This window comes from Sinorhizobium sp. (assembly GCF_059070375.1).
Map to the genome: position 1 here is coordinate 2,242,875 of NZ_JCACWC010000003.1, position 19,778 is coordinate 2,262,652.

The window sequence follows — 19,778 nt, forward strand, 5'->3', positions numbered from 1 at the left end:
ACACTCAACGCAGGACGAAAAAGGGAGAGGCTCCGGGAAGAACCGTTCGCACGCAATGGACACCCGCCTCCTCGTCGGCGCCCACGGGAATGGCCAGCACAGGTCCAAGACCGGCTTCGACCACCCGGTCTACCAATGTACCGGGGTCTGGAATCGTCGCGGACGTCGGCTCTACCGGCTTGGCCGCCGCATCGGCGAGGACGAGCTCGCGGGCCTTCGCCACCGCGGCATCGGTGCTCCTGCGGTAATGTTCCCTCGTCTGGTCGTCACGGGCGCCGGAGATCGCCCCTGCCCTAGCCGAGAGCGCCTCCAGCATTGCGCTTGCCGCCGCCATTTCGATGCTGGGCCCGGCGGCGTAGCCTTCCGTCGGCAACGCAAGGATGGGTTCCCCGAGCCCGGCCTCGACCGTCTGACACCAGACGACGGCAACAGCCGCCGGCGACGGAGCGCGCCACAGTGCAAACGATATCCCGCGAGCGCCCGCGAGTGACCGGATATGATCCACCCCGTCACCGAGTCCGGAGGGCGCAATGCGCCATCGGTCGAAGAAACCGTGCGTTGCGAATGCGCGTGCGATGGCGTCCCGTTCAAGGCATTCCCATAATCCGTGCAGGAAAGCACCATGGGGGCTCGTATGGCAGGCAAGTCCGGTGGTCGCCCGCAGAAAGACGCCGTCATGGGCCGGCTGCGGTTCGCTGTAGCACGTATGCACAAGTTCCAGCGGCACCGGGCGCACCGAGCCGCCGACGACATCGATACCGTCGATCCAGGCAATTGTCCTTTGCCGCCAGTTCCCGCGCCACTGCGGAACAACGAGGTTGTCAAAAAGGTCGTCGGCGATTTCGAGCTGGTCGGCCGTCGCCAGAAAGGTCCGCTCCGCCGGAATGGTCTCGGCGAAATAGCGCTCGAGCAATTCCATCAGAGCGCCGACTGCCGCCTCCGCTCTCGACAGGCCCCGTCCGAGAGACGTGACCTCTGAAAGCGCGGCGGGGCGGACAGCCTGCATCACCGGCAGGCCGATGCGGTCGAGCCCCGTCAGATCGCCGAGGCGGGTGATGCGCGCGCGGCGGCAGAGTGGCGGCAGGGCGGCGAGACAGCGCTCCAGGCTCCCCTCGACCAGATCATCCGAAAAGGGCGCCTTCCGCGCGGACACGAACGAGGCATAGAGATCAGCGAGGGGGCCGCGTGCGCCCTCGTTCGACTTCGCACCGTTTCGTTCAGCGCCCGATGGCAATGCCGAGCTCCCGCATCGAATGCCTCGCTCGCCTGATGAGCGCCGTCGCCCCTTGGCTTTCCGCGATTTCAACGGCGCACCGCAGGTCTGTGGCGACGGCATCCTTACGCTCTCCTGCCCGCGCCCGGAGAATGGCGCGGCATCGGTGCAACTCCGCCAGCCAATAGGCATGGCCGGTTTCCTCCCCCCTACCGATCGCTTCGTTAACGACGTCGATCGCCGGCTCGATCTTGCCGGCGAGACCCAGCAAGGTAGCGTGCATGCAGAGATAGATTGGCAGATCCGCCACCGTCCCAAGTTCGCGCAGAAGCGCCAGGCCGTTTTGAAAGGTGGCATGGCCACTCGCAAGGCTCGTGCGGTGCGCCTCGGCCCACCCGCTGAAGAGAATCGACAGGCCGGACAGGGACTGCATCTTGTGCCGCTTTGCGAAATCCGCCATTCGTGCCGAAACCTCGACGAGCCTTTCGAAATCGTCCCGGTAAAAAGCAGACACCGCTTCGGTATCCAGGGAGTGTGCCTTGCTGTGCGCATGCGCTATCCGGTCCGTGAAAGCGATCATTCTCGATAGCGCCGCGTCCGAGGCTTTCGTGCGCCCCGTGAGCCATAGGGAGAGCGCGAGTTGGCCGAGGCCGCAAACCTTCGCATCATGCCCGCCGAATTCCGTTCGGCTCTCTTTGGCGCGCTTCTCGTCATAGAGCGCCAGGCCGGCCTTGATCGCCTCCTGCGTTTCCCGATGGCGGCCGAGATTGAAATCGATCGCCCAAATGCAGTGGTTGACCTGGAGCTGGATTTCCGGTTCGTTGGCCTTCGACAGCATCGACCGCACCTCCAGGGCTCGGTCGTGCATCACCCGAAAATCGGATCCGGTGAACCACCACCCCCAATAGATCGGAAACCACTTCGACTGTTCCGACAAGGGACGACGGCGGGCAATTTCCACGCCCTCCTCGTATAACCGCCGTGCCGGCGGCGAGTTAAGTCCCACAAGACCGGCCACGACCGGGCCGAGGGCAGTAAACGCCGAAAGCTTCAGAGGTTCGGCTGTGTCGCTCTCGCCCAATTGGCCGCAAAGATCCAGGGCATGTTCCAGAAATTGCCTCGCCTCTATCATTGCGGACCGGCTCGAACTCTCCTTCCCCGCGGCGATGAACAAGGGGACGGCCTCTTCGACAAGCCCCGCCCTTTCCGCATGCTCGGCAAGCGCGCCGGTATCGATCCAGGCCGCCATGCCACGATTTTGGTCGACCGCTGTGAAGAGCCGCCGATGCAGCACCTGCCGCTGCTTGCGCAGCACGGCATTGTAGATCGTCTCCTGGATCAGCGTATGCCGGAAGCCGTAGGCGGTGCGCCCCGGCACCCTTATCCGCGTCAGGAATCCCGTCTCGCAGAGAGTATCGGCCGCGTTCGCAAGCGCGCTCTTGCCGAAATCGGGTAAAAGAGCCCGAAGCAGCGGCAAGGTCACCTGCGTGCCGGCGACTGCCGCCGCGCGCGCGACCTCCCTGGCCGTGCCGAGCTGCTGCAGGCGGGATTCCAGTATCGACTCGAACGCCGACACATGCGACGGGTTGGCGCTCTCCGACAGGCGCATCGTGTCGGGCTCGACATTTTGCGACACCCATTGACAGATCTCCTCGATGAAGAGCGGAACGCCGCCGGATATCCGTTCGGTCGCATCGAAGAGATCGGGAAGCAGCGCCAGGCGGTGCTCCGGCCATTTTGCCTTTATCGCCAGCCTGGTTTCATCCGAATCAAGTGGCCGCAACGCAAGCCGCGTCGGGTTGGCGGCGTCGAGCCATTCCGAAGCATAGGAAGGACGCGACGTCGTAACGAGCAAGACGGGGAATTTTGCAATGATCCTCGCAGCTTCGCTAAGCAGGTCACGGGATGTCGGATCGATCCAGTGGACGTCCTCGACAGCCACCACCACCGGCCCGCGTCGGCACACGGCTTCCAATGCACGGAGCATGGCGCGATGAGCCTTCTCGCGGATCGCCTTCGGATCTTCGTTCGACTGCAGACGGCTGCCCTGCGCCCCGAGCAGGTAGGAGAAGACATCGACGACCGCGGCGTCCCTGATACCGTTGCGTTCGAACAGCGCCGCCACCGCGGCGGCCGTCGGACCCATCTGCCCTCCGCTCCCCGACGCCGCCTCGGGGAGATTGTTCAGAAGAGGATGAAGTGTCGAGCGGAAACCGCCGGGCAGGCACTGGAAGAAGAGAAGCTTGGAACGCTTGGCGCGCGTCCGCCTGCGAATTTCCCTGAGAAGGCGCGATTTGCCGATGCCGGCGTCCCCCTGGATCAAGACCACGGAGCCTTGTCCCGCAAGAACGCCATCCCAAAGTTGTCCGATGGTATTCAGTTCGTCCTCGCGGTTGATAAGCGGCCCGCCCATCCGTCCGAAGGCATAGAAGCGGTCCACTCCCAATTTATGACCGAGCGCGCGCCACACTTTCTCGGGCGCCGCAAAGCCCTTGAGCTCCTTGCTGCCCTGAAACACGAATGCATGGGATCTGCCGGCAAGGTGACGTGTCTCCTCGCAGACCAGAACGCTGTTCGGGGCCGTGATGGCCTGCAGCCGGGCAGCCATGGCAAGCGCCGCGCCTGTGACCGGTTCCCGAGTCCAGCCTTCGCGGGATCCTTCGCGAACGAGGGCTACCGACGTGGCGATGCCCACGCGGACCTGGAGATCGTCCTGCCCCGCCTCGCGGCCGACGCGCTTGCAGGCCTCTACGATCCCGAGCCCAGCGCGGATTGCGAGCGAGGCGGCGTCCTTCGCCTCGATTTCGATCGGGAAGAGCGCAACACCGCCGTCGCCGGCCTCATGCTGCATCACGCCGGAATGCGATGCGATCGCTTGTTTGGAAGCAAGCTGAAAGGCGGACATCAGTTCCTGATAGTCCTCGATATCCATCACGTGCATCAGATCGGTCGACCCGACCAGGTCATAGCAAAGCGCCGTGACGATACGCCGCTCGCCGCCACGCACGGAAGAGCCGCCCGGGCGCTTCCCACGCTCGGCCGCTCCTCGTGGTGTTTTGGTCCGGCTCTCGCGCAGCATGCACCACTCCCGCATTCGCCTGCCAGGTCCGCTCAGATACGCGGCGCTGCCTAAGGGCGACCTGTCTGCCTCGCATTTTTCCGACGTGATCCCGACCTGAGTGCGGAAAATATCACCCCTGACTGCACGCGGTGTCGGGACCGACTCGGGGAAGGCTGATTGCCCGTCAGGGCAATGTCAATCGGCGGGCAGTTGCAAAACGCGCAGCCGGGCAACCTTTCCCCTTCGATGAGCGTTAAGACGCGCCTTCTTGTGCTGCAAGGACCACGCCGTAACCGCAGGCGCTACTGGATTGCCGCACGGTTTGAGCGCAACCTTGCAAGAGGCGGCGCAGGCACCCGGCGCCTGGAGGATGGTTTTTCGTCACATCTGCATCAGGAGACGATCGATGGCACGCACTCCCGCGAAATACTGCGATCTCGTCATGAAGGGCGGCATCACCAGCGGTATCGTCTACCCGAATGCCGCTCTGGCGCTTGCGCGGGACTACCGGTTCAAGAATATCGGCGGCACGTCGGCCGGGGCGATCGCAGCTGCGGCTTGTGCGGCGGCCGCGGTCGGAGATCGGCGGAAGCAGATGAAGGCGGCGATCGCTCAACCAGAGGAGCACGTCGGTTTCGAAGGCCTTGCGAAGGCATCGTCGAACCTCGCCTCTCCCGGCTTCATCAACGGCCTCCTCCAGCCTGCGGCCGGCGCAGGTCAGGCATTCCGTTTGCTCGTCACACTCGCCGGCAACGCCGGCGTTCTTCGCAAAGGCCTTGCGCTTCTTGGAAGCGTCGTGCTCATCGCACCCGTCGAAACGCTGCTCCTGCTCGCGGCACTCACGGGTCTTGCCTATGCTGTCGGGGGGCAAACCGGCATGATAGCGGCGGCTCTACCGGCTGCGGTCTGCGCCTATCTGGGAGGGGCGGTGTTCTCGGTATTGCGCATCGCTCGTGTCCTGCGCCGCAATCTGATGGGCCTCTGTACCGGCACGGCACCGGATCAGCCCGCCCGCCCAGGAAAGATGGTCTTGACCGATTGGCTCCATGAAACCCTGCAGGCACTGTCCGGCAAGGCTTCGGACCAGCCCCTCACCTTCGGCGATCTTTGGACGGCGGAGCGCTACCCCGGCGAACCGGGCTCCGACCGGGCCGTCACCCTGAAGATGATCACGACCGGCATATCGCACCAGGAACCGCGCAGCCTGCCGTTCGAAAGCGCGCTTTTCTGGTTCAGGCGCACGGAATTCGAAGCGCTTTTTCCGAAGATCGTCGTCGACTGGATGGTAGAGAAGGCCGGGGAGCCGGTCACCGTGGCGGGTGAGGATTACTATCTGCTACCGCATGGCGCCGACATGCCGGTGCTCGTCGCAACGCGCATGAGCCTCAGCTTCCCCCTCCTGATCAGCGCCGTGCCGCTGCATGAGCCGGCCCGCCGCGAAAGCCCGCCGGAATCCGACGGAGAAAACGAAGCTGAAGATACGACTTCGGACGAGGACGAACAGAAGACCGTATTGGACAGCACGGAAGCGCTGACCACCGGCGGCAAGAAGCGCAGGGCCAGGCCCGCCGCGTTCCGGATCTGCTGGTTCTCCGACGGCGGCATCAGCAGCAACTTCCCGATCCACCTCTTCGACCGGGCGCTGCCGCGATGGCCCACCTTCGCCATCAATCTCGTTTATCCGGGAACCTCCGATACCGGCTCGCGGCCGGAGGTCTTTCTGCCGGAGAACAACCGGCAAGGATGGCAGCGGCACTATCAGCCGATTGCACACAAGTCGGCAGTTCACGAACTCTGCGCCTTCGTTTTTGCGATCGTCGCGACCATGCAGAACTGGCGCGATCTCCTCCAGTCGCGCGCGCCCGGGCATCGCGAACGCATCGTCCATGTCTCGTTGAGCCCACAGGAAGGTGGCCTGAACCTCGCCATGTCGAAAGAGGTCCTCGCGACCGTCTCGAAAAAAGGCACGGCCGCCGGCGAGGCATTCGCCCGGTTCTCCTTCGAGAACCATTACTGGATCCGCTGGCGCAATCTCGCCTCGGCACTCCAGCGCTACACGATCGATATTGCCGCGAGCGACGCCTATCAACCGAGGATTCCGGATTACGAAACCGCCTATGCATTCGCTCGCGATCCCGCGTCGACGCCACCCTCCTATCGGTTTGGAAGCAAGGCGGAGCGTGAATTGGCGGCGCAGCTTCTTCAGGAGCTTATCAACGAGGGACAGAAATGGAGCGATGAAGGGCCTGACTTGACGAAGACGGCGCCGCGGCCGCTGCCACAATTGCAGATCGCACCGACTTACTAGCTGGCACGAGCGGTCAACGCCAGCAACCTCTCCCTGCAGCTCTTCATTGTAGACGCGGATTCACTTGCGCTATAGTAGTCGGACTGTCGGCAGCCGCAAGAGGAACAAACATGCCATCGGCGGGATCGCTAGTTACCTTCTTCATCACCACCGCCTTATTCGCTTTTATTCCGGGGCCGGCTATGCTCTATGCCGCGGCCCAGACTATGGCGCGCGGTCGATGGTCCGGGCTGATGGCCACTCTCGGCATTCACATCGGCGGCTATGTGCACGTCGCTGCCGCCGCCGGCGGGCTGTCTATTCTTTTCCATGCCGTGCCTACACTTTATCTGGCGGTCAAATTGACCGGCGCCGCCTATCTGATTTGGCTCGGCATTTCTCTCTTCTGCCGGAAAGCTCAGGAACATGCTCCTCTACCTGAGGCCGATCCCAAATCGGGCCGTCGCGCATTTGCCGAGAGCGTGGTCGTGGAAGTTTTGAACCCAAAGACCGCATTATTTTTCATTGCGTTTCTGCCGCAGTTCGTAGATGCCTCTGCCGCGCTTCCGGTATGGGCTCAGTTCCTGATCCTCGGAACGGTCGTAAACCTGGTATTCTCGTCAGCGGACGTCCTCTGCGTCGTACTTGCAAGCGCCGTCGTATCGAGATTGAAGCGTTCGGGCCGAGCGCAACACCTTTTTCAACGCATCGGCGGCGCAACCCTTATCGGACTGGGAGCCCATCTCGCGATTCAGAAGGGTTGATGGGCCAGAGTCCTACCGGACTATCGTCAACCGCTCGGCCGCGCGTGTGATCGCCGTATAGAGCCAGCGTTCGCGCGTGTCGCGGAAAGCCCAGCTCTCATCAAAAAGCACGACGTTGTTCCATTGCGAGCCCTGGGCCTTGTGCACGGTCAGCGCGTAGCCGTAATCGAACTCGTCGTAACGCTTGCGCGTGGACCAGGGGATTTCGCCCTCGACGTCCTCGAAAGCCGCCTTCAGGAGCTTGATCTTGGCGGCGCCGCGATCCATGTCGTCGTCTTCCGGGCGGATCATCAGGTTGATCCCCGGCTTGACCGTCTCCTTTGACGAGCTCATCACCTGCCAGAGCGAACCGTTGAGCAGCCCCTTGGCCGGATCGTTGCGAAGGCACACGAGCTTGTCGCCGGACTGCGGATATTCGCTGGTAAAGCCCTTCAGTTCGCGAAGCCGCTGGTTGTAGCGCCGCCGTGTCCTGTTGGTCCCGACCAATACCTGATCGGCTTCCAGCACCATAGGCTGTGTCACCTGCCCCTTGGAGATGACCTGAGCGGTGCCGTAGTCGCCGTGCATGATCTCCTTGCCCTCGCGCACCTGCATGGCGAGCTGGATGATAGGGTTGTCCCTCGCCTGGCGATGGATATCCGTCAGAAGAAAATCCGGTTCGTGATTGGTGAAGTATCCGCCGCCGGAAACCGGCGGCAATTGTCCGGGATCGCCGAGAACGAGGATCGGCGTGCCGAAACTCATCAGATCCTTGCCGAGCGCCTCGTCCACCATCGAGCATTCGTCGACGATGATCAGCGCCGCTTTCGCGACCGGGCTCTGGCGGTTGATCGCGAACATCGGCGCAATCGAGGTCTTGCCGGTCTCCTCGTCCTCCACTTCCTCCTCGCCGCGCGGTCGGTAGATCAGCGAGTGGATCGTCTTGGCGTTCGTGGCCCCCTTGGAGCGCAGCACCTGGGCAGCCTTGCCGGTGAAGGCGGCGAACACCACCTCGCCATCGACATTTTCTGCAAAATGGCGGGCGAGCGTCGTCTTGCCGGTGCCGGCATAGCCGAACAGCCGGAAGAGCTGCGATCGGCCTCCCTTCAACCATTGCGAAACGGCCTTCAGGGCCTCATCCTGTTGCGGAGCGAACTGCATGACCTTGAGTGTCAGGATTCGGCCGCCCGGCGCAAGTGCGGATTTGGCCGGCCAGCCGACGAAGCTCGTGCGGTGCTGCTGCGCGGGGCCATCACGTCAGCAATCCACGACTTTGTGGCCGACCTCCGGCAAAACGGCTATGGCACAGTTTTTTGCACCGCACCTTGAACTGGGGCGGCCGATCCTGCTACCAACGGTGCGCTGCATACAGTGTGCAGGACGACGCGCCGCCCGCCGGAGAATGACCTTGAAGCCGGAACAGCCCTCAACCCCGACGCTGCCCAAGAACGGCGGACTGGGACGTCTGTCCGCCGTTTGGCAGTGGTGCCTGCTGGCCCTGCTCTCCGCCGTCTTCGCCGGCCTCCTCGAAATGATCGGAATTCCTGCGGGGCTGCTGATGGGGCCAATGATCGCCGGTGCGCTCGTCGGCATGAATGGCGGAACGATCCGGCTGCCGCGACAGCTCTTCTTTTGCGTTCAGGTCGTGCTGGCGATGATGATCGCCGCTTCGATGAGTCCCGATCTTCTCGTGACCTTTTCCGGCAATTGGCTCCTCTTTCTCGCCATCATTCTTTCGGTGATCGGCGTCAGCACGCTCTGCGGCTGGACGATCACCCGGATGGGCATCCTGCCGGGCACGACCGCGATCTGGGGCTCGTCGGCGGGCGCTGCCTCGACCATGCTCCTGATGGCCGATGCCTATGGCGCGGACGCCCGGCTCGTCGCCTTCATGCAATATCTGCGCGTCGTCTTCGTCGCCAGCACGGCGACCATCGTGTCCCATCTCTGGGTGAGCGGCGTCGAAGCCGAAACGGCACCTCACTGGTTCGCGCCGCTTGCCGGTCTGCCTTTCATCATGACGCTCGCCGTCGGAATCGCGGGCGGCTTCCTTGGCAAGATACTGCGTGTCCCGGCCGGCGCCTTCCTCGTGCCCTTTGCAATCGGCTCAGCCCTCAACATTACCGGAACGCTTACGATCGAACTGCCGCAATGGCTGCTGGCGCTCTCTTTCGCGATGCTCGGATGGAATATCGGCCTCGGCTTCACGCGGGCAATTCTGGCGCATGCGCGGCGCGCTCTGATGCCGACGATCGTCTCCATCCTCGTGCTGATTGCCTTTTCCGGCTTTCTCGCTCTGTTGCTCGTCAAGGTCGCCGGCACCGATCCGCTGACCGCCTATCTCGCGACCAGTCCCGGCGGGCTCGATTCGATCGCCGTCATCGCTGCCTCGAGTGACGTCGACCTGCCATTCGTCATGGCCTTGCAGACGACCCGTCTGCTCATCATCACGCTGATCGGCCCCGCCCTCGCCCGCTTCGTCGCCGACCGGGCATAAACCCAGCGCCGCAATCGTTACTTGCGCAGGGAATAAATCCGTAGCGTTCCGTGTCTTATCCTCGAACCCGCCCGAGCGCGGTTCTACGTCGAAGACATCTTGAGGAAGGAACGCCCATGAGAACGCTTGCGTTGACCATCGCCATCTCACTTGCCACGGCCGCCGCCGCCTTTGCCGCTCCGCCCGTGAAAACGGTCGAGTCGGAGAAAGGGCCGGTGCTCGCCGCCGAAAACGGCATGACGCTCTACACTTTCAAAAACGACAAGAAGGGCGTCTCTGCCTGCTATGATGCCTGCGCCACGAATTGGCCGCCCTTCATGGTGGAAGGCGACGCAACGGCCGAGGGTGCCTTTTCGGTCGTGGAGCGAAAGGACGGCAGCAAACAATGGGCGAAGGACGGCATGCCCCTTTATTTCTGGGTGAAGGACAAGAAAATGGGTGACGTCACCGGCGACGGCGTGAAGGGCGTATGGGATGCCGCACGGCCGTGATGGCTTGAATAAACGCGCGGGGGAGGAAATCTCCTCCGCCGACCCGTTCGAGGAGGACGTCCTGGCGCTGATTCCGGCGCTCAGGCGTTACTCGCGCAGCCTCGCGCGTTCCGATACGGATGGCGAAGATCTGCTGCAGGACTGCGTCGAAAAAGTGCTTACGAGACGCGCGCAATGGCGAGGCGTGAACCTTCGCGCCTGGGTCTTCACGATCATGACCAATCTTTATCGCAACGGCCGACGCCGCCGCGCTCAGCACCCGGAAGTGGAGCTTGACGAGACGCTCGGCCTTCGCGCGGAGGAAAACAATGCGGATCCTCTGGAGCGGCAGCGTCTGCTGCGCGCACTCGAGCGGCTCTCCGCGGACAATCGCGCCGTTCTGATGCTCGTCGTCATCGAGGGATACCGCTACCAGGATGTGGCAGACATGATGGAAATTCCGGTCGGGACCGTGATGTCCCGCCTTTCGCGAGCCCGCCGCCAGCTCGCCGAAGCGATGAAGGACGATAACGTGATCGCCCTGCGGAGACCCAAATGAGCGCCGACTTCGAAACCGTCTCCGATGACGACCTCCACGCCTATGTGGATGGCCACCTGGCGCAACCGGAGCGCGAGCGCATTGAATCCTGGCTGGAAAAGCAGCCGGCAAAAGCCGAAGAGGTCCGCCAGTGGCAGGCGCAGGCGACGGCGCTGAAGCAGCATTTCGCCTCTTATGCCCGCAGCGGCGAGGAAGATCGCTCGCTTATATCCGCCCGCCGAAAATCACGGAGTACCGGATGGGCATCGGCGGTGCCGACGCTGCGACGTCTCGCCGCCGGGCTTCTGATCTTTGCCGCCGGCGCGCTCGCCGGAGCCTATGGACCCGACCTCGTGGCTCCGCCGCCCGAGTCCGCCGATGCCTCCGAGGCGCTCCCCCGGCAGGCACAATCGGCATTTCTGATCTATGCCAGCGAAGTCCGCCACCCAGTGGAGGTCGGTGCCAGCGAGCGGGAGCATCTCGCCACATGGCTCGGCAAACGCCTCGATTATGGGCTGAAAATTCCCGACCTGTCCTCGCTGGGATTCTCGCTCGTCGGCGGGCGCCTCGTGCCGGTCAACGATACGGCAGGCGCAATGCTGATGTATGAAGACGTGACGGGGGAACGGCTAACGGTCCTTCTCGGCCGCAACCCGGAAAATCGCGAAACGAGTTTCCGTATATCCAGCCGGGGTGAAGTCGAGACATTCTACTGGATAGACGGCGAAATCGGCTACGCCGTGACGGGCGAAGTGCCGCGCGCCCTGCTGCAGAAGGTTGCCGACGAATGTTATCGCCAGTTCGAGGCTTCGGAGAGCTCCTGAACCGCCGTCGGACAATCCCTCAACGCAGAGGATCATTCGCGAGCGCGATCGGCGTTCCGTGCGGCGTCGCTTCCGCTGCGCGCTGCCAACTGCCGACCAGCGCTTCCAGTTCGGGGCCGGAAGCGAGGGAGAGTTCCGTTACCAGACGGCTCAGCGCCGCAACCCAGCAATCGTAGTAGTCGCTGCCGTCCGCCCTGCGGCCGGGCTTGTAGAGCTCGGCCGAAAGCGCTTCCGCCCATTCGCTCCACGAAAATACACCCTGCTCGTGAAGCCGCACGGTCATGGCAAAGGCGACCGCCTGCCAGGGTTCGGCAAAGACGGGATCGCCCTCGCGCGATTTTGGCAGTTCCGCCGAAGCCAGAAGCGGGGAACGGGCAGGAGCAGGCGTCGATCTATGCGTGTTCAAGATAGCTCTCCCAGGCATCGATAGAGACAGTAAGCGTCGGGTCCGCGCCCTCACCCCAGATCTCGCCGGCGTCGAAGACCACCGTATAGAGCCATTGCGGGTTCTCGCCCCTGCCGTGGGCGTTGTCGTCCGGGAAGACGAAGCCGCCCTGCACGGCCTCCACCATGCCTGTCCTGGCGCGGGCGTAGCGCGGCAGGCGCGTGTGGCTCTCCGGATTGAAGTTCTTCGTACGCACTCTCTCGCCGGCGGCAAAACGCGGCGGCGTTTCGACCGGCCGGTCGCATGGCCCGCCCTTGGCGAGCACGCCTGCTACCATGTCCGCTGTGAGCACCCGTTTCGGCTCCCGCCCCTTGTCGAGCATGTGGCCGGCGTCGAGCTCGGCTTCCGTCACGAAGCCGTGGCGCTTCAGAAGCGTTTCCAGCGCCCGCGTCCAGATTTCATAATAGCTCGCGGAAAGATAGGTCGCCGGGGGCAGGCTTTCGCGCGCGTGCCGGCTTTCGTCCAGCGTCCAGGCATCGAAAGCGCCACAGGAAAGCGTGATGCCGAGCGCCCGTTTTTCCCACTCGGCATGGAATGTGGGCTCGTTGCGTTCCGGAGCGATCGGACCCATGCCATGCTGACCTCCGAGATCGTGCGGCCCGTTCATCGTACCCCCTCCGGCGAAAGGGCGAGCCCGGTGCCGATCATGGAATCGCGCGTCACGAGCTCTGCCAGGGCGTCCTCGCCGAAGCCATCGGTACCTTCCGGCCGCTCCGGCACCACGAGGTAGCGCAGTTCGGCCGTCGAATCCCAGACGCGAACCTTCTTTTCAGCCGACAGCTCGAGCCCGAACTCGGCAAGCACGCCGCGAGGATCGATAACCGCGCGCGAACGATAGGGCGGCGCCTTGTACCAGACGGGCGGCAGCCCCAGCACTGCCCAGGGATAGCAGGAGCACAGCGTACAGACGATGAGGTTGTGCGTTTCGGGCGTGTTGAACACCGCACGCATGTGCTCGCCCTGGCGCCCAGTGAAACCGAGGCTGGCGATCGCCGCGGTCGCGTCGCGTTTCAGCCAATCGGCAAAATCGACGTCGCTCCAGGCCTTGGCGACGACGCGTGCGCCGTTTCGCGGTCCCACCTTCGTCTCGTACGCCTCGACGATCGCGTCGATCGCCGCAGGATCGATCAAACCCTTTTCCGTCAGCACCGTCTCCAGTGCCTTTACCCGGGCTTCCATGTCGGTCAGATGGTTGTCGTGGTGATGGCCGTGATCGTCGCCATGCCCATGATGATGCTCGGACATTCCTGGCTCCTCTACCGAAGGCTACTGATCTTGATGCGTGACCCTAAAAACGTCGCGTGTCGGCGGACTATCTGAGCATCGGCCAAAGACTGACGACGAGCAAGACGGCCATGGTGATGTTGAACCATTTGAGCCTCGCAGGTTCCGAGAGCCATTGCCTGAGGGCCGAGCCGAAACCCGCCCAGGTCGAAACGCTCGGCACATTGACGAGTGCGAAGACGACGCCGACGACGAGCACGCTCATCAGATAGCTGTCGCTGCTCGTATAGGTGGCCATGGCCGAAACCGCCATTACCCAGGCCTTCGGATTGACCCATTGGAAAGCAGCCGCCTGCAGGAAGGTCATCGGCACTGCATTCGCCTTTCCTTCGCCGAGCGAGCGAGACGTGCCGATCTTCCAGGCGATCCAGACCAGATAGGCGCCTCCGGCGAACTTCAGGGCCGTATAGAGGAGCGGCACGGAATGAAGCAGTGCGCCGAGACCGAGCCCCACGGCAATGAGAAGAACGAAGAAGCCGATGCCGATCCCCAGCATATGCGGAATCGTGCGCACGAAACCGAAGTTCACGCCCGAGGCGAACAGCATCATATTGTTCGGTCCGGGCGTGATCGATGTCGTTAAGGCAAACAGGAACAGCGCCAGAAGCGTATCCAGTTGCATGAGTTCCTCCAAAGCCGCGGGTCTGCCGAGAACGCCGCTACAAACCTGGGATTCGCGTCGCGTAATCTCCCGGGCGGCGACCCTGGTGGGTCAAGCTAGCTGACCCAAATGCAACCGCCACCCAAATCTTGTCACGGTGACAAACCGAAAGCCGGGGGTGCTGCACCGCCTTGACCCCTAACCTTTTCCATGGAATAGCCACGCTATGTGTGAACATGACACCCACATTGTCGCCCGGTTCGCCGGCATCCCAACAGGCGGGATGCAGGGGCTTCGCACACGCTGACAACAGCGCCGCGCGTCTATTATACGCGCAGGCACGCGCAACCCCTCAGCCTCGCTCAAGCGGACGGGGCTTTCTTCTAATTCATGCGCCCGTCCATCGTCATCATGGAGATGGAAAATGGCACAGAACGTTTACGACAAACCCGAATTCTTCACCGGCTACAGCCAACTCGGGCGATCCCTGCATGGACTCGCCGGCGCTGCCGAATGGCCGGCAATCCGCGCAATGCTGCCCGACCTCAGGGACTTGCGCGTCGTGGATCTCGGTTGCGGCTTCGGCTGGTTCGCCCGCTGGGCGCGGGAGAACGGCGCGGCCCATGTCCTTGGCCTCGACCTCTCCGAAAAAATGATCGCACGCGCGCGGCAAGAGACGGAGGATCCTTCGGTCGAGTATAAAATCGCCGACCTCGAGCTTCTGGTTTTGCCCGAGGCGAGCTTCGACTTCGCCTATAGCTCTCTCGCCTTCCATTATATCGAAGACTTCGACCGGCTGGTGCGAACGATCCATAGCAGTCTCCTGCCCGGATCGCATTTCGTCTTCACCATCGAACATCCGGTCTACATGGCTCCGACGAACCCTGGCTGGTCCACGGACGCCGAGGGCCGCCGCATCTGGCCGCTCGATCGCTACTCGGCCGAAGGAAAGCGTGTCACCGACTGGCTTGCCAAGGGCGTCGTCAAGTATCACCGCACGCTCGGCACCACATTGAACACCCTGATTTCAGCCGGTTTTTCGATCCGCCGCGTTCAGGAGTGGAGCCCGACCGCCGCTGAGATCGCCCGCAATCCGGACCTCGCGGAAGAGGTCGACCGCCCGATGATGCTGCTCGTTGCCGCACAAAGGTAGGAGTCTCGGCCGCGCGGGATGCGCGAGTAGCGTTTGCCATCCCTTCCCCCCCCTGTCGGAGGGCAAGAGCCGAATTTGGGAAATATGCCGTAAGGTCCTCCTACTTTCGCTTCTGCGCCTTGCCCTTCTTGGCGGGGGCGGCAACTGGATTTGCCGCCTCCTCGGCCTCTTTCTCCAGCCGCATCTGTTTGAGGCGTGCCGTCTTCTTCACACGCGCTGCAGCCTCCTGCTCGATAATGGCGCGTGATGCAATTGTGGCCTGATCCGCGCGATCCGCAGGGTTCTTCTTCTCGGCCTTGAAAATACGATTGCCGACGTCCTTCATGCGAGATCCTCCATCAAATTTCAGCCAATAAAAAAGGCCGGGACAGGCCCGACCTTCCTCATCATCTCAACCCGCCGCGCCAGTACATCCGTGGTCACGGGCGGGGAGATAACAATGTCATGAAGTGCCGTGTTAGGGCACAAACGCGCAATCCGTTCAGAGAGCGCGAAGGTTGTCCGCCGAGGTCTTGCCCGAGCGCCGATCCTGCGTCAGCTCGAAGCTTACCTTCTGCCCGTCTTTCAGCGTGGACAGGCCGGCGCGTTCAACCGCCGAAATATGGACGAACACGTCAGCGGCGCCGTCATCTGGCTGGATGAAACCGAAGCCCTTGGTGCTGTTGAACCACTTTACCGTTCCAGAAGCCACGTCGATGTCCTTTCAATAGCCATGGAAAACCGCCACCGCATAAAAACGGTGTATCAAAACCGATGTTGTCAGGATTTTCGTGACGATGCGCCTTGGCGCAGAAACAAATATCGTCGATCAATATCGATACCGAGCTATGTAGGTCATCATTGTGTTTCTTACAAGGCACAATTTTATTTTCTTTCGAGAGAAGACTATCGGCGCGACCGCACGCGGCGGCGTGTCACGGCCGCAATGCTGCGACTTGCTTGTGGACTTTCCCCCACGCGGCCTTAAATCTCGGAACTGGAGCAACTCTCAGGACAATCCCTATGCACGAACCGATCCCGACCATCGTTTTCAAGGACGGCCGCAAGGTTCCCGCGCTCGGCCAGGGGACATGGCGCATGGGCGAAAACCGCGCGAAGTCCGCCGACGAGGTCCGCAGCCTGCAGACCGGGCTCGATCTCGGCATGACGCTGATCGACACTGCAGAGATGTACGGCGACGGCGCTGCCGAACGTATCGTGGGAGAAGCGATCCGGGGTCGGCGCGACGAGGCATTCGTCGTCAGCAAGGTGCTGCCCTCCAACGCCAGCCGCGCGGGTACGGTTGCCGCCTGCGAACGCAGCCTGCGCAATCTCGGCATCGACTGCGTCGATCTTTACCTTCTGCATTGGCGCGGGGGCTATCCGCTCGCCGAAACTGTCGCCGCCTTCGAAGAGCTGAAGAAGGCCGGCAAGATCCGTGCTTGGGGTGTATCCAATTTCGACGTCGACGACATGGAGGAGCTGTCGGCCGTTCCTGACGGCGGCAACGTCGCGGCCAATCAGGTGCTCTACAATCTCGCCCGCCGCGGCATCGAATTCGACCTGCTGCCCCGGTGCCGCGATCAAGGCGTGCCGGTCATGGCCTACTCACCGCTCGACGAGGGCCGCCTTCTGCATGGCGCCGATCTGATTCATGTCGCCAAGGCGCATCAGGCGACGCCCGCCCAGGTGGCACTCGCCTTTTTGAAGACGCGTTCCGGCGTGATTTCGATCCCGAAGACCGGTTCCCCCGAACGCGCCCGCGAAAACCGCGACGCGATGGATATCCGCCTTACGACGGAAAATCTCGACGAACTCGACCGCCACTTCCCGCCGCCGCGAAGGAAGACGCGGCTGGAGGTGATTTGATGCCATAGGGTACCCAGACGGGTGAAGTGGGCTTGAAAGGGTGCGGCGGGTGCAGCCCCTCCCACCTGTGGGGAGGCGCGCGCCCCGAAGGGCGCGATCTTCCTCGCTTCTTTACATTCCCTGGGGCCCGCGGTTCATCGCGGCGATGCCGGTGCGGCAGACTTCGATCAGCCCGAGCGGCTTCATGATGGCGATGAACTGCTCGATCTTGGAAGGCTTGCCGGTGATCTCGAAGACGAAGTGATCGATGTTGGCGTCGATGACCGAGGCACGGAAGGCGTCGGCGAGCCTGAGCGCCTCCACCCGATGTTCGCCCGAGCCGTGTACCTTGACGAGCGCCAGTTCGCGCTCGATCGGCCGCTCATGGCCCAGACCGGCGGCGCGAACCGTGAGATCTACGACCCGGTGCACAGGCACCAGACGTTCGAGCTGGTTCTTGATCTGCTCGAGCACGTGCGGCGTGCCGCGGGTCACGATGGTGATGCGCGAGAGATGAGCCTCGTGCTCCGTCTCGGAGACCGTCAGGCTCTCGATATTGTAGCCGCGGCCGGAGAAAAGGCCGATGACGCGGGCGAGCACGCCCGGCTCGTTATCGACCAGAACGGAAAGCGTGTGCGTTTCCGCAAGCTCCGTTTCCTTGGCGATGAAGTAGGCCGAGCCCGTCGCCTGAAGATGTGCATTCATTTTCCTGTTCCTACCTTGTCTTCAAACGAGCTGGCGGCCCTTGGCATCGATGGCGTTGGCGACCACCTCGTCCGTTGCCTCGTCCGGGAGCAGCATCTCGTTATGCGCCTTGCCCGAAGGGATCATCGGGAAGCAATTGGCGAGATTGGCGACGCGGCAGTCGAAGATGACCGGGGCCGGTGTGTCGATCATCTGCCGGATCGCATCGTCGAGCTCTCCCGGCTTTTCGCAACGGATGCCGACGCCGCCATAGGCCTCGGCGAGCTTGACGAAGTCCGGCATCGCCTCGGTGTAGGAATGCGACAGCCGGTTGCCGTGCAGGAGCTGCTGCCACTGCCGGACCATGCCCATATATTGATTGTTCAGGATGAAGATTTTGACCGGCAGGCCGTACTGAACCGCGCACGACATCTCCTGGATACACATCTGGATCGAGGCGTCGCCGGCGATGTCGATGACGAGGCTCTCCGGATGCGCGACCTGGACGCCGACCGCGGCCGGGAAGCCGTAGCCCATGGTGCCGAGGCCGCCCGAAGTCATCCAGCGATTCGGCTCTTCGAAGCCGAAGAACTGCGCGGCCCACATCTGGTGCTGGCCGACTTCGGTGGTGATGTAAGTGTCGCGGTCCTTGGTGAGCTCGTAGAGCCGCTGGATCGCATATTGCGGCATGATGACGTCGGCACTCGGCGTATAGGCCAGCGAGTTGCGCGCCCGCCACCTGGAGATCTCTTTCCACCAGTCGCCAAGCCGCGCCTGGTCGACCGTCTTGGCCGCAGCACGCCACAGGCGGATCATGTCCTCGAGCACAGCGGCGACGTCGCCGATGATCGGAACGTCGACGCGGACGTTCTTGTTGATGGAGGATGGGTCGATATCGATGTGGATCTTCTTCGAGTTGGGCGAGAAGGCATTGAGCCGGCCGGTGATCCGGTCGTCGAAGCGCGCGCCGATGCAGATCATGAGGTCGCAATCATGCATCGCCAGGTTGGCTTCGTAGGTCCCATGCATGCCGAGCATGCCGAGCCAGTTCTTGCCGGAGGCCGGATAGGCGCCGAGGCCCATCAGCGTCGACGTGATCGGGAAGCCGGTGAGCTCGACCAGTTCCCTCAGGAAATGTGCGGCTTGCGGCCCGGAATTGATGACGCCGCCGCCCGAGTAGATGACCGGCTGGCGCGCCGTTTTCATGAGCGCGACCGCCTCCTCGATCCTCTTCAGGTCCCCTTGGGTCTTCGGCTGGTAGCTCTTCTGTGTCGGAACGGCCGAAGGCGGCGTATAGGTACCGGTTGCGAACTGAACGTCCTTCGGAATGTCGACGACGACCGGACCCGGACGGCCCGACTGAGCAACGCGGAAAGCCTCATGGATGACGCGGGCGAGCTCGTTGACGTCCCTCACCAGCCAGTTGTGCTTGGTGCAGGGCCGGGTGATGCCGATCGTGTCGCATTCCTGGAAGGCGTCCGAGCCGATCAGCGACGTCGGTACCTGCCCCGAGATGCAGACGAGCGGGATCGAGTCCATCAGCGCGTCCTGCAGCGGCGTGACCGCATTGGTTGCTCCCGGGCCCGAAGTCACCAGCATGACGCCGACCTTGCCGGTGGAGCGGGCATATCCTTCGGCCATATGGCCGGCGCCCTGCTCGTGGCGGACGAGGATGTGCTGGATATCCTCCTGCTGGAAAATCTCGTCGTAGATCGGGAGCACGGCACCGCCGGGATAGCCGAAGATGTGTTCGACGCCATTGTCTTTCAAAGCCTGGAGAACGATCTCCGCGCCCGTCATCTGGTTCTCAGTTCCGCTCATTGGCCTGCTTCCGTCCCTCGTTCAGGTTTGGGTGAATAACGTGTTTGAAGGCATAAAAAAAGGCCCCGTCAGGAGCCTCGTTCAGCGCATGGGTGGCTACCGCCGGATGGTTACACCATCCTGCCCATGCGCCGTCCCACCACAAGAATAACCGCGAAATTTTTCATGGGGCGATTTGTTAAACGGAAATTCCCCATCCGTCAACGGCTTTGGCGTGTCCCGATCGGCACGGCCTGCGAGCAACCAGTTATTAAACCGCAGCCGCTATCCTGGGACACAGCAAGGAAAAGGCGCCGGATTCGGCGCGCATCCTGCTGCTGATTGGCGTTT

The 19,778-nt window shown here is 62.8% G+C and carries 19 protein-coding genes; 8 read left to right on the plus strand and 11 right to left on the minus strand.

Annotated features, from left to right (window positions below):
• Positions 1–4 precede the first annotated feature (4 nt).
• Both AC5J09_RS22920 and AC5J09_RS22925 read right to left on the minus strand, forming a co-directional pair.
• Entirely contained in the window at positions 5–1,234 is a 1,230-nt protein-coding gene (locus AC5J09_RS22920) for a YcaO-like family protein (RefSeq protein WP_494298562.1), read from the minus strand.
• Positions 1,218–4,292, minus strand: coding sequence for an ATP-binding protein (locus tag AC5J09_RS22925; RefSeq protein ID WP_494298563.1), 3,075 nt, complete (start codon positions 4,290–4,292; stop codon positions 1,218–1,220). Before AC5J09_RS22925 ends, AC5J09_RS22920 begins: the two co-directional genes overlap by 17 nt.
• A gap of 388 nt (positions 4,293–4,680) precedes the next feature.
• Between AC5J09_RS22925 and suhR the strand changes: the two genes are divergently transcribed.
• Together suhR and AC5J09_RS22935 are read left to right on the plus strand one after the other, a co-directional pair.
• Positions 4,681–6,582, plus strand: a complete 1,902-nt coding sequence (gene suhR / locus AC5J09_RS22930) for an RpoH suppressor SuhR (RefSeq protein WP_324761981.1) — start codon at positions 4,681–4,683, stop codon at positions 6,580–6,582.
• A gap of 110 nt (positions 6,583–6,692) precedes the next feature.
• Positions 6,693–7,325, plus strand: coding sequence for a LysE family translocator (locus AC5J09_RS22935; protein ID WP_494298564.1), 633 nt, complete (start codon positions 6,693–6,695; stop codon positions 7,323–7,325).
• Between the two features lie 12 nt (positions 7,326–7,337).
• Here AC5J09_RS22935 and AC5J09_RS22940 read toward each other — a convergent pair whose 3' ends face one another.
• Positions 7,338–8,465 (minus strand): ATP-dependent DNA helicase, encoded by a 1,128-nt coding sequence (locus AC5J09_RS22940; RefSeq protein WP_018095382.1) that lies wholly within the window; start codon positions 8,463–8,465, stop codon positions 7,338–7,340.
• A gap of 247 nt (positions 8,466–8,712) precedes the next feature.
• On the opposite strand from AC5J09_RS22940, the gene AC5J09_RS22945 reads away from it, so the two are divergent.
• The 4 genes from AC5J09_RS22945 to AC5J09_RS22960 all read left to right on the plus strand — a co-directional run bounded on the left by AC5J09_RS22945 (position 8,713) and on the right by AC5J09_RS22960 (position 11,633).
• Positions 8,713–9,801: an AbrB family transcriptional regulator gene (locus tag AC5J09_RS22945; RefSeq protein WP_494298565.1), complete on the plus strand. Its 1,089-nt coding sequence runs from the start codon at positions 8,713–8,715 to the stop codon at positions 9,799–9,801.
• Positions 9,802–9,917: 116 nt separating this feature from the next.
• Positions 9,918–10,292, plus strand: a complete 375-nt coding sequence (locus AC5J09_RS22950; RefSeq protein ID WP_100671642.1) for a COG4315 family predicted lipoprotein — start codon at positions 9,918–9,920, stop codon at positions 10,290–10,292.
• A complete protein-coding gene (locus AC5J09_RS22955) occupies positions 10,276–10,830 on the plus strand; it encodes an RNA polymerase sigma factor (RefSeq protein ID WP_018095385.1) in 555 nt (184 codons plus the stop codon). The genes AC5J09_RS22950 and AC5J09_RS22955 overlap by 17 nt, the downstream gene beginning before the upstream one ends.
• Positions 10,827–11,633: an anti-sigma factor family protein gene (locus AC5J09_RS22960; RefSeq protein ID WP_379938194.1), complete on the plus strand. Its 807-nt coding sequence runs from the start codon at positions 10,827–10,829 to the stop codon at positions 11,631–11,633. Before AC5J09_RS22955 ends, AC5J09_RS22960 begins: the two co-directional genes overlap by 4 nt.
• 19 nt (positions 11,634–11,652) lie before the next feature.
• On the opposite strand, the gene AC5J09_RS22965 is transcribed toward AC5J09_RS22960, so the two are convergent.
• From AC5J09_RS22965 to AC5J09_RS22980, 4 genes are all read right to left on the minus strand, one after another.
• Complete coding sequence (locus AC5J09_RS22965) at positions 11,653–12,039, minus strand: nitrile hydratase accessory protein (protein ID WP_324761984.1); 387 nt, start codon at positions 12,037–12,039, stop codon at positions 11,653–11,655.
• Positions 12,026–12,685, minus strand: a complete 660-nt coding sequence (gene nthB / locus AC5J09_RS22970; RefSeq protein ID WP_494298566.1) for a nitrile hydratase subunit beta — start codon at positions 12,683–12,685, stop codon at positions 12,026–12,028. The genes AC5J09_RS22965 and nthB overlap by 14 nt, the downstream gene beginning before the upstream one ends.
• Positions 12,682–13,323, minus strand: coding sequence for a nitrile hydratase subunit alpha (gene nthA / locus AC5J09_RS22975; RefSeq protein ID WP_127712018.1), 642 nt, complete (start codon positions 13,321–13,323; stop codon positions 12,682–12,684). Before nthA ends, nthB begins: the two co-directional genes overlap by 4 nt.
• 67 nt (positions 13,324–13,390) lie before the next feature.
• Entirely contained in the window at positions 13,391–13,984 is a 594-nt protein-coding gene (locus tag AC5J09_RS22980) for a LysE family translocator (protein ID WP_018095390.1), read from the minus strand.
• 403 nt (positions 13,985–14,387) lie between these two features.
• Here AC5J09_RS22980 and AC5J09_RS22985 point away from each other — a divergent pair, with 403 nt between their 5' ends.
• Positions 14,388–15,116 carry a class I SAM-dependent methyltransferase gene (locus AC5J09_RS22985; RefSeq protein WP_494298568.1) on the plus strand — a complete coding sequence of 243 codons (729 nt, stop codon included), beginning with the start codon at positions 14,388–14,390 and terminating at the stop codon, positions 15,114–15,116.
• A 100-nt stretch (positions 15,117–15,216) separates the two neighbouring features.
• Here the strand turns inward: AC5J09_RS22985 and AC5J09_RS22990 are convergent, their stop codons facing one another.
• Together AC5J09_RS22990 and AC5J09_RS22995 are read right to left on the minus strand one after the other, a co-directional pair.
• Entirely contained in the window at positions 15,217–15,441 is a 225-nt protein-coding gene (locus AC5J09_RS22990; RefSeq protein WP_003533858.1) for a hypothetical protein, read from the minus strand.
• Positions 15,442–15,597: 156 nt separating this feature from the next.
• Complete coding sequence (locus AC5J09_RS22995) at positions 15,598–15,807, minus strand: cold-shock protein (protein WP_003533862.1); 210 nt, start codon at positions 15,805–15,807, stop codon at positions 15,598–15,600.
• 311 nt (positions 15,808–16,118) lie between these two features.
• Between AC5J09_RS22995 and AC5J09_RS23000 the strand changes: the two genes are divergently transcribed.
• Positions 16,119–16,964 carry an aldo/keto reductase gene (locus AC5J09_RS23000; protein WP_494298569.1) on the plus strand — a complete coding sequence of 282 codons (846 nt, stop codon included), beginning with the start codon at positions 16,119–16,121 and terminating at the stop codon, positions 16,962–16,964.
• 111 nt (positions 16,965–17,075) lie between these two features.
• Here AC5J09_RS23000 and ilvN read toward each other — a convergent pair whose 3' ends face one another.
• Entirely contained in the window at positions 17,076–17,648 is a 573-nt protein-coding gene (ilvN, locus tag AC5J09_RS23005; protein ID WP_018095393.1) for an acetolactate synthase small subunit, read from the minus strand.
• 21 nt (positions 17,649–17,669) lie between these two features.
• A complete protein-coding gene (locus tag AC5J09_RS23010) occupies positions 17,670–19,448 on the minus strand; it encodes an acetolactate synthase 3 large subunit (protein ID WP_018095394.1) in 1,779 nt (592 codons plus the stop codon).
• Between the last annotated feature and the right edge of the window lie 330 nt (positions 19,449–19,778).

Bases quoted from the DNA above. Each gene is read 5' to 3' on its own strand.
- AC5J09_RS22935 (WP_494298564.1), top strand. From the start codon at position 6,693: ATGCCATCGGCGGGATCGCTAGTTACCTTCTTCATCACCACCGCCTTA.
- suhR (WP_324761981.1), top strand. From the start codon at position 4,681: ATGGCACGCACTCCCGCGAAATACTGCGATCTCGTCATGAAGGGCGGC.
- ilvN (WP_018095393.1), bottom strand. From the start codon at position 17,648: ATGAATGCACATCTTCAGGCGACGGGCTCGGCCTACTTCATCGCCAAG.
- nthB (WP_494298566.1), bottom strand. From the start codon at position 12,685: ATGAACGGGCCGCACGATCTCGGAGGTCAGCATGGCATGGGTCCGATC.
- AC5J09_RS22940 (WP_018095382.1), bottom strand. From the start codon at position 8,465: ATGCAGTTCGCTCCGCAACAGGATGAGGCCCTGAAGGCCGTTTCGCAA.
- AC5J09_RS22955 (WP_018095385.1), top strand. From the start codon at position 10,276: ATGCCGCACGGCCGTGATGGCTTGAATAAACGCGCGGGGGAGGAAATC.
- AC5J09_RS22950 (WP_100671642.1), top strand. From the start codon at position 9,918: ATGAGAACGCTTGCGTTGACCATCGCCATCTCACTTGCCACGGCCGCC.
- AC5J09_RS23010 (WP_018095394.1), bottom strand. From the start codon at position 19,448: ATGAGCGGAACTGAGAACCAGATGACGGGCGCGGAGATCGTTCTCCAG.
- AC5J09_RS22980 (WP_018095390.1), bottom strand. From the start codon at position 13,984: ATGCAACTGGATACGCTTCTGGCGCTGTTCCTGTTTGCCTTAACGACA.
- AC5J09_RS23000 (WP_494298569.1), top strand. From the start codon at position 16,119: ATGCACGAACCGATCCCGACCATCGTTTTCAAGGACGGCCGCAAGGTT.
- AC5J09_RS22925 (WP_494298563.1), bottom strand. From the start codon at position 4,292: ATGCTGCGCGAGAGCCGGACCAAAACACCACGAGGAGCGGCCGAGCGT.
- AC5J09_RS22985 (WP_494298568.1), top strand. From the start codon at position 14,388: ATGGCACAGAACGTTTACGACAAACCCGAATTCTTCACCGGCTACAGC.
- nthA (WP_127712018.1), bottom strand. From the start codon at position 13,323: ATGTCCGAGCATCATCATGGGCATGGCGACGATCACGGCCATCACCAC.
- AC5J09_RS22960 (WP_379938194.1), top strand. From the start codon at position 10,827: ATGAGCGCCGACTTCGAAACCGTCTCCGATGACGACCTCCACGCCTAT.
- AC5J09_RS22990 (WP_003533858.1), bottom strand. From the start codon at position 15,441: ATGAAGGACGTCGGCAATCGTATTTTCAAGGCCGAGAAGAAGAACCCT.